The organism is Pseudomonadota bacterium (assembly GCA_010028905.1).
Taxonomy (GTDB): Bacteria; Vulcanimicrobiota; Xenobia; order RGZZ01; family RGZZ01; genus RGZZ01.
Genome location: RGZZ01000209.1, coordinates 1 through 8,549 on the forward strand (window position 1 = coordinate 1; position 8,549 = coordinate 8,549).

The window sequence follows — 8,549 nt, forward strand, 5'->3', positions numbered from 1 at the left end:
CTCCGCCACGACCCGGCTGGCATCTGTCTCGGTGGAGGCCTTCATGGAGGGGCGCACCGATGGCGCCAGCCTGAAGGAGCGCGAGCTGGCCATCGCCCTTCGCAACCTGCAGGCCGCAGGATGGATGTTCGTGCTCGTGCGCGGGGAGGCGGAGGAGATGACGCCGCTCGAGGCGGCTGGCGCCTATCGCGCCCTGCTCGACGAGAAGCGCGCGTCCGCCAGCCGTGGGCTCGAGCGCGTGCGCGCCGTCGACCCCAAGGCCAACGCGTTCGACGTCGAGGCCGCCGACCAGATGGCCTCCCTCGACTACTTCCACGGCACCGGTGCCCCCGCGTCATTGAAGAACGCCGCGCTGGCCAAGAAGCTCCAGAGCCTGGCCGCCTCGGGCATCGAGAGCGCGGGTGGCGACGTGCTGACCCCCGGTACCTGGGGGGCATACGTGGCGCTCACCCGTGGTGAGCGGGCCTTCCTGCGCATCGAGGGCGTCGACCTGGGGGAGGTCTGCGGAACCCACCCCGACGATATCGATGCCGCGGCCGCTCCCTGCCTTCCGCTGCTCGATCTGCTCACGCGAACGCTGGTGCCCGCATCGCGAAAGGGACAGCTCGACCGCGGCTCCCTGGGGGGGGTGCTGAATGCGCTCCACTATGAGGTTCCTGAGGTCACGCTCGAAGAGCGGTCTGACGCGTTCCTGCGACTGGCCGAGGCGGTGGCCGCCCACGGCGATGGCGGGGGCAGCGCAGCAGAGCGAACGGCGCGCGTCATTGCCGTGTACGAGGCAGTTCTCGAGCTCGACGTCGGGGGAGACGCATTCTTCGATGCCGTGGCCACCATGGAGACCCTGGTGGGGGTGGTGGGTCCGGAGAAGGCGCGCGAGCCGCTCCAGCTCCTCTATCGTGAGGCGGGGCGCAGCAGCCCCTTCCCCGAAGCGCGGCGCGAGCGAGAAGAGGTGTTTCGCCGCGTGGTCGCCTGGGGCGTCGAACCGGCCCGCGCGGTGGAGATCACACAGCAGATCGTGGCCCGCGCGCACGACGAGGAGCTCGAGATCCGGGTGCAGCTGTTCGAGGCCCTCTCCGAGCTGCTCGAGCACCAGCCCGCCTATGCGGGCATCATGAACGACTACCAGACCGTTCTGCGATATCGCTCGAGCGAGGAGAGCCTGGAAGACGCGGCGCGCCCCTACCTGGCCATCTTCGAGGCGCTCGCGGGACGTGGCCTCGCAGACCAGACCGCAACGACCTGGGCATTCCTGCATGAAGGGCTGCGACACGGCCACCTCGAAAGCGGCGACGGCGCCCTGCAGACCCTGGCCGATCGCTTCGTGTCGCTCTTCACCCAGGTGAGGAACGTGCGAGAAGCCTGCCAGCGCCTGCTGCACTGAACCCTGTGCCCAGCCCTGCGTGCTGGCGATGCTGTCAGTGCCCCGCGGCGATCTCGATCTCGAGGAGACACAAGCCCCATGGACCTCAAGCGCGTTGGCGTGTGGACATTTGCATTCGAGCTGCAGCCCTGGTCAGCCGTGGCGCGGTACGCCGCCGAGCTCGAGGACATGGGATGGGGCGCCATCTGGGTTCCGGAGGCTGTCGGGCGAGAAGCGCTGGCGCAGTCTGCCATGCTCCTGGGCGCCACGCGCTCCATTGTCATCGCCACCGGCATCGCCAACATCTACGCGCGCGACGCCATGACCTCGGCCACAGGGCACCTCACCCTTGAAGAGGCCTATCCGGGGCGCTTCCTGTTCGGGCTCGGCGTGAGCCACGCCCATCTCGTGCACCATCTGCGCGGGCACGATTATTCGAAGCCCTACACGAAGATGGTGGCCTACCTCGACGCCATGGAGAAGGTGACCTACATCTCCCCGCGGCCCGCGTCACCTCCGCAGCTCGCCCTCGCCGCCCTCGGCCCGAAGATGCTGGCCCTGGCGGCCGAGCGCACGTGGGGCGCCCACCCGTACTTCGTGCCCGTGGCGCACACGGCAGAAGCGAGAAGGGTCATGGGAAGCAAAGGCAAGCTCGCCCCCGAGCAGGCCTTCGTGCTCGAGACCGATCCGGTTCGGGCACGCGCCATCGCCCGCGAGCACATGGAGATGTACCTGCGGGCCCCCAACTACATCAACAACCTCAAGCGCCTGGGCTACGCCGATGAAGACATCGCCAACGGCGGAAGCGATCGCCTGGTCGACGACATCGTCGTGTGGGGAACACCGGAACAGGTTGCCGAGCGGGTCGCCGCACACCACGCGGCGGGGGCAGATCACGTCTGCCTGCAGGCGCTGAGCGCAGATCCGAAGGCGTTCCCCATCGATGCGTACCGCGTGATGGCAAAGCACCTGCCAGTCTGAGGTCAGACCTTCGCCACGCGGGCGGGCGCGCAGCGCGCGCCCGCGTCGCCCGCGCGACCTAGGATGCCTCGCCGTCGTGCAGGCGACGGTGCAGCACGCTTCGCGGCATGCTATACCCGAAGTAGATGACCAGCCCCACCACCAGCCAGACGAAGAAGCGCACCCATGTGGCGTTGGGCAGACCGCGCGCGAGCCAGATGCACGACAAGATGCCCAGGGGCGCGCACACCCACACCGACGGAACGCTGAACCTGCGCTCGATGTCGGGGCGCTTCATGCGAAGGATGAGCACGCCCACGCAGACGATGACGAACGCGAAGAGCGTGCCGATGTTGGCGAGATCGACCACCTCGTCGATGTTCATGAGGCCCGCGGGCAGCGCCACCAGGAAGCCGGTGAGAATGGTGGCGTTCGACGGGGTGCCATGGCGCGGGCTGATGCGACCGAACCACGGCCCGAGAAGACCATCGCGGCTCATGGCCAGGAAGATGCGCGGCTGGCCGATCTGGTACACCAGCAGGGCCGCGGCGGTGGCGATGACCGCGCCGACGCTCACGATGGTGCTGAAGAGGAACATCTGCTTCTGCTGGAACACGTACGCCAGCGGGTCTTCGATGCCCGACAGCTGCTTCCAGTTGATCATGCCGGTCACCACGACGCTCACGAGGATGTAGACGACGGTGCAGATGAGCAGCGACCCGAGAATGCCGCGCGGCAGGTCGCGGCCCGGATCGTTGCACTCCTCGGCGGTGGTCGATACGGCGTCGAAGCCGATGAAGGCGAAGAAGATGATGCCCGCGCCCGCCTGGATGCCCTGCCACCCATTCGGGCTGAACGGCTGGTAGTTGGCCGGATCGATGTAGCGCGCCCCCACCACCACGACGGCAAGCAGGATGAACAGCTTCACCACGACCATGATCGAGTTCGCTTTCGCGCTCTCCTTGATGCCCACGTAGCAGAGCCAGGTGATGGCCACGGTGATGGCGATGGCCAGCACGTTGAGGGTGATGGGGTAGCCCGCCACGATGGGGGCCGTGCCGAGGGCATCCCAGTGGGCGAATGCGTCAGCGCCGCTCAGCGTGCCCTGCTGCACCTGCGCCCACACGCCCAGCTTCTGCGTGAGCGTCACGGTGTCTGGCGTCAGGCCGTGGCCCTCGAGATACGCTTTGCTGAGCTCGAGCGCCTTGCGCGGATCGATGCACATCCAGGGCGGCATGTGGATGCCCACGTTCTCGAGCAGGGTTCGGAAGTACCCGCCCCACGAGATGGCCACGGCCACGTTCGACACGGCGTACTCGAGAAGCAGATCCCAGCCGATGATCCAGGCCATGAGCTCACCCAGGGTGGCGTAGGCGTAGGTGTAGGCCGAGCCGGAGATGGGAATCATCGAGGCCATCTCGGCGTAGCACAAGCCCGTGAACCCGCAGGCCACCGCCGTGACGATGAAGCTGATCACCAGGGCCGGTCCGGCGCCCGGTCGCATGTCGACAGGGTTGCCACCAGCGGCCGATCCGATGGCCGAGAAGATGCCGGCGCCGATGATGGCGCCGATGCCGAACATCAGCAGATCGAAGGCCGAGAGGTTCTTCTTGAGTGCGTGCTCAGGGGCGTCTGCGCTCTCGCGCAGGCTCTCCACCGACTTGGTCTCGAAAAGCTGGGACAGGCTCGGCATGCAATCCTCGTTTCCAATTCGACTCTCGGCGAGGTTCGCGGTGGCACAGACCTGCCCCTGCGGTAGCGGCGGCGCTGCGCATTGATGAGGACCGTGCGTCGCGACCGAAAGCGTGAAGCGGGGCAGGAGTTCGCTCCTCCTTGCCCTAAAGGGCTCCGACTCGCGCGCGCTTGCCTGAACCGTTCGAGGCTCCCCCACAACGACCGCCAGCCACGAGGTGAAGGTCGTTCCGCGAACCGCAATCCCATCTCGTCAGGAGGGTCTGCTCCATGCCCAACGCCTCCCCATTTCGCCACCTCGCCGTGGGCGCCGTCATCGCACTGACCCTCGCGACCACATCGTGCAGCCAGCAGGCTCGCGTCGAGCCTCCGCCCTCCGCGCCCCCCACGACGCCCGCGCAGCAGCTCGACGTCTGCGAGAAGAACCTCAAGCTCATGGCCACCGCCCTCGACCTGTATGCCAATGCATCGCAGGGGGCCTATCCCGCTGCGCTCACCGCCGTAGCGCCGCTGTACCTGAAAAGCCTCCCCACCTGTCCGTCGGCCCAGGCCGACACGTACACGGCGGGCTACACCACGAACGACAGAGGCTTCGCGCTGGCGTGCAAGGGAAGCCACCACACCGCGACGGGCAAGGCCGCAGACCAGCCGTCCATCGCATCCGCGCCGGCCGCGAGCCCAGCTCCGGGAGCAAGCCCCGCCGCAGGAGCCACGCCGGCCCCGCACTAGAGACGCCTGATGAGCGCGTCGTGCGCGCGTCGCGAGGCACGCGCGCGGCAGCCGTTCGGGTACGCGCGCCGTCAACGCCCCGCGGGGCCGCTGCGCGTCCCGACGGGCGAACCCTCCAGGCGCCTGAAGAGACGTCTGTGGAACGCCTCCACCACCTCGCGGTTGCCCGGCACGTTCGTGAGGTCGCGCTGGCTCGAGGGGTCAGCTGCGGAAAACAGACCACAGGCCAGGGGAGGCCCCGGCTCGGCCGTGGCGCCGGGCAGAGCCTCGACGTAGCGGAAGCGGGCGTCACGCAGACTGGCGACGCGCGCGCTGCTAGCGATGGCGGCCCGATCGGCCGATCCGTCTTCCGCGCCACGCGCCAGCCCGAGCAGCGATCGCCCCTCGGCCTCACGCGGAGCCTCCGCGCCCACCACCTCGAGAAGCGTGGGGAGAACGTCGAGCAGCTCCACCACCGATGAGACACGACGACCCGCCGGCAGATGACCAGGCGCCCACATGACGAGGGGGACGTGGGTCTCCCGGTCATCGAGCCCGATGTCGTGGCCGAGATGTCCGGTCTCGAGAAGCTGCTCACCGTGGTCGCCCATGACAACCACCAGTGTGTCACGCTCCAGCCCTTGCGTGCGGATGCGGGCGAGCAGCTCCCCCACCCGCACGTCTGCATAGCGGAGCGCGCCGTCGTAGACCGCGCGGATGTGCTCGGCGTCAGGCGCGGTGACGCGGGTCGGGTTGACCGACACCATGCCCCTGCCACGGTAGCCGCAGTACCAGCCGTCTGTGATGATCGGTGACTTCAGCCGACAGATGGTCTCTCCCAGGCCATCGTACGACGGGTCGAACAGATGGTCGAAGGTCAGGGGCTTGTGATAGGGGTTGTGCACGTCATAGCCGTGCACGAAGAGGAACGTGGGCGTGGTGCCACGCGCCGCCTCATCGACCATCTCGAGGGCGATGGGCATGGTGTTGTGGAAGGAGTCGAAGTCGTTGCGCTCCACGTAGCGCTCGAAGCCGCGGGAAAAGCCGAACTGGCTGCGCAGATGTCCACCCGCGACGCTGGCCACGGTACGGTATCCGCGGGCGGCGAGCAACCCCGCGAGAAGGGGTTGCTCTGACGGGAGACGCCAGGCCTCCTTGGCCGGATCGTGCGGAGAGAACGCGGGCTGCAGGCGCCCCGTGAACACCGTGGCAAAGCTCTGCAGCGTCGTGTTGGCCTGACTGAACGCGTTCTCGAAGACCACGCCTCCCGCTGCCATCTCGTCGAGGAACGGGGTGGTATCGCGCGCGCACCCGTAGGCGCCCACCCGATCGGAGCGCAGGGTGTCGATGGCCAGCAGCACGATGAGCCGGGGTTTCCATGGCACCGCGGGACCGCCCCCCACCACGAGCAGGCAGGGCAACAAGGCCAGCAGGAGGGCGATGACGCGCCGTGACATGAGACGCGTTTCTGCGCGCTCGCGACGGGAGTCCTGCCCTGTGCTATAATCGCCCGGTCATGCCCCGATGGAAGAAGGTCCTCACGATTCTCGTCATCGCGCAGGTCGCGCTGCTGACGGCCTTCTACCAGACACGACGCGCCCGGCCCACGCGCAGCACGCGCGAGGTGTTCGCCCGCACGCTGGCAGGCTTCGACCGCAACGGTGACGGACGTCTCTCGAAGGCGGAGTTCCTCTCGTTCAAAGGGGTGCCAGCCGTCTTCGACCGATACGACGCAGACCACGATGGTCTGCTCGACGTGCAGGAGTTCCGCGCCGCCTTCGAGGGCGAAGACCCGCTCGCCGAGGACAACCTCGAGCCCGCCCCACCGCGCCCATCGTGGCCGCCCTCGGCCTCAGTGTCACCCCGCTGAGCGAGGCTCAGCCGCCAGAGGGCGCCGTCGACCCCGCCCCCTGCTGGCGCAGGCGCGCCAGCTGCGCCGTCAGGTCCCGGCTGATGGCGACCTGGCTGTAGTAGTCGCGAAGCCGCGGCGCAAGCTCACGCAAGTACCTCGACACGGCGCGCAGCTCTTCCACCGGATCAGACACGGGCGGCTGGGCCAGCACCGACTCATAGAGCGCGATCCAGCGCGCCACCGCATCATCAAGCCCGGCATCGGCGCGCACCCGCGACGAGACCGTGGCGGCGTCGGCGGCATCATAGCGGGCCATCTCCTCGAGCAGGGGCGCGAGGCTCAGCTGACGCGTCATGGTCCGGATTCCGAAGTTCAGCGGCCGCAGGCGATCGAAGCCCGCACGCGTGACCATCTCGCCCAGCATGAACTGATCGGTGAGCACCACGGCGGCCCCCACCGCCATGGCCTCGATGGCCGACCGCGCCTTGGCGAACACGATGTCATAGCGGCCGAGAACCCGCTCTGGAAAGGCCTGGGCGCTTCCGCTGGCCAGTCCCATGAGATCGAGGCTCAGCCCCATCTGTCGGCACGCCTCGACGATGACGGCGAGGTGCTCGTTCTTCTGGGCCAGGTTGCTGAACACCAGTGCCCGCCGCGGCGTCTCGGGCAGTGGGTCGCGCGGGCGGAAGCGATCGAGATCGACGAAGTTGAGCAGCACGTCGACCTGCCGCGCATCGATGCCGCACTCGAGCACCAGCCGATCACGACAGGTCTCATCGACCGCCACATAGCGGGCGATGCGCGGATGGCGCGGCGGCATCTCCTCCCAGGGAACCCACCCGTGACAGACGCTCACAGCCGGCACCCCCGGGAAGGCGCAGAGCGCGCCCATGGTGTCGACGTGATGGTGGCCGTGGATGATGTCGGGCGTAACGGGGCAGGCGGCCGGCTCATCGATGACGGGAACCGCGAGCTTGCGCAGCTCGTCGGCCACCTCCCCCAGTCGTGACGAGCACGCCACCACCGCGTGCCCGCGACGGATGAGTGCCACGGCAAGATCGCGCACATACAGGTCGGTGCCGGTCCGAAGGTCGAGGGAGCTGTTTGTGATGAGAACCTTCACGCGGGGGTGCCCCCTTGGGCCCACACGCGCAGCGCCTGCTCGACCGGACGAACGTGCTCGCCATAGCGGAGCACCCGCGCGTACTGTCCCTCGCGAACCCGCTGCTCGCCGAAGGTCTCATAGAACGGGGGGTCTTCGAAAGACGCCTCCCCCTCGACCGGCCGAAGCCCCTCCCATCGGAACGCTTCCGGCCCGAACTCCACGAGCTGGGCCGCCACCTCGGCCTCGAGCTCGGCGTAGGCTTGTGCGGCTGCGAGCTTCTCGGCCAGCTCATCATCGTCGAGACGCACCGCGATGATATCGTCGCGTCGCGCCGTCGACGCGGTCGAAGGGCGAGCCATCAGCGGAAAGTCACGGTTGGCCACGACGACGCCCTCGGCGCGGCAGCGCGTCACCACGGCATCGATGATGGCCCTGCAGACATCGTGCATGGGATTGTACCCCTCGCGCGCGTCGCCCGCAACGAAGGTGGCACCCAACGCACGCAGCGCGCCATGCGCGTGGTCAGCGAGACCGACGAAGCGACTCGTTTCGCCCGACATGAGCGCCTCGTACGCGTCGACGTCGCGCAGGAAAGGACACCCCTGGTAGACCTCTGCCCCCAGCGAACCGAGCAGCCGCAGAGAGGTGGGGAAGCGCGAGGCGCCTCGGCCACCCGACCCGTCGGTCAGGATCACGACGACAGGACGGTGGCGCTTGACCCAGCCGAAGACCCGCAGCTCGTGGCCGGGATGGCTGACGATGAGGAGGCTGCGTTGCGTGGCGGTCACGCGACGGGCTTCGTCAGCACAAGGCGCGTTCCCCCCCCCACCTCTACCCTGTCGACTGAACAGCAGGGGACGCCTGCATCGATG

8 protein-coding genes are annotated in these 8,549 nt (G+C 68.2%); 4 read left to right on the plus strand and 4 right to left on the minus strand.

The features are described 5' to 3' along the window. Together EB084_14300 and EB084_14305 are read left to right on the plus strand one after the other, a co-directional pair. Positions 1-1,381, plus strand: a 1,381-nt coding sequence (locus EB084_14300) for a hypothetical protein (GenBank protein NDD29428.1), incomplete at its 5' end; no start/stop codon positions are given. Positions 1,382-1,459: 78 nt separating this feature from the next. Beyond that, positions 1,460-2,341: a TIGR03620 family F420-dependent LLM class oxidoreductase gene (locus EB084_14305; protein ID NDD29429.1), complete on the plus strand. Its 882-nt coding sequence runs from the start codon at positions 1,460-1,462 to the stop codon at positions 2,339-2,341. A gap of 58 nt (positions 2,342-2,399) precedes the next feature. Here the strand turns inward: EB084_14305 and EB084_14310 are convergent, their stop codons facing one another. Beyond that, complete coding sequence (locus tag EB084_14310) at positions 2,400-4,013, minus strand: amino acid permease (protein ID NDD29430.1); 1,614 nt, start codon at positions 4,011-4,013, stop codon at positions 2,400-2,402. 269 nt (positions 4,014-4,282) lie between these two features. On the opposite strand from EB084_14310, the gene EB084_14315 reads away from it, so the two are divergent. Next, positions 4,283-4,741 carry a hypothetical protein gene (locus tag EB084_14315; protein ID NDD29431.1) on the plus strand — a complete coding sequence of 153 codons (459 nt, stop codon included), beginning with the start codon at positions 4,283-4,285 and terminating at the stop codon, positions 4,739-4,741. Positions 4,742-4,812: 71 nt separating this feature from the next. On the opposite strand, the gene EB084_14320 is transcribed toward EB084_14315, so the two are convergent. After that, a complete protein-coding gene (locus tag EB084_14320; protein ID NDD29432.1) occupies positions 4,813-6,177 on the minus strand; it encodes a hypothetical protein in 1,365 nt (454 codons plus the stop codon). A gap of 59 nt (positions 6,178-6,236) precedes the next feature. Here EB084_14320 and EB084_14325 point away from each other — a divergent pair, with 59 nt between their 5' ends. After that, on the plus strand, positions 6,237-6,590 hold the full coding sequence (locus EB084_14325; GenBank protein NDD29433.1) for a hypothetical protein: 354 nt from the start codon (positions 6,237-6,239) through the stop codon (positions 6,588-6,590). Between the two features lie 7 nt (positions 6,591-6,597). Here EB084_14325 and EB084_14330 read toward each other — a convergent pair whose 3' ends face one another. Then, positions 6,598-7,719 (minus strand): hypothetical protein, encoded by a 1,122-nt coding sequence (locus tag EB084_14330; protein NDD29434.1) that lies wholly within the window; start codon positions 7,717-7,719, stop codon positions 6,598-6,600. After that, on the minus strand, positions 7,692-8,465 hold the full coding sequence (locus EB084_14335) for a hypothetical protein (protein NDD29435.1): 774 nt from the start codon (positions 8,463-8,465) through the stop codon (positions 7,692-7,694). Before EB084_14335 ends, EB084_14330 begins: the two co-directional genes overlap by 28 nt. Positions 8,466-8,549: the final 84 nt, after the last annotated feature.

What these genes read in the sequence shown, in the direction of transcription:
- EB084_14305 (NDD29429.1), top strand. Translation starts at nt 1,460, where the DNA reads ATGGACCTCAAGCGCGTTGGCGTGTGGACATTTGCATTCGAGCTGCAG.
- EB084_14310 (NDD29430.1), bottom strand. Translation starts at nt 4,013, where the DNA reads ATGCCGAGCCTGTCCCAGCTTTTCGAGACCAAGTCGGTGGAGAGCCTG.
- EB084_14315 (NDD29431.1), top strand. Translation starts at nt 4,283, where the DNA reads ATGCCCAACGCCTCCCCATTTCGCCACCTCGCCGTGGGCGCCGTCATC.
- EB084_14320 (NDD29432.1), bottom strand. Translation starts at nt 6,177, where the DNA reads ATGTCACGGCGCGTCATCGCCCTCCTGCTGGCCTTGTTGCCCTGCCTG.
- EB084_14325 (NDD29433.1), top strand. Translation starts at nt 6,237, where the DNA reads ATGCCCCGATGGAAGAAGGTCCTCACGATTCTCGTCATCGCGCAGGTC.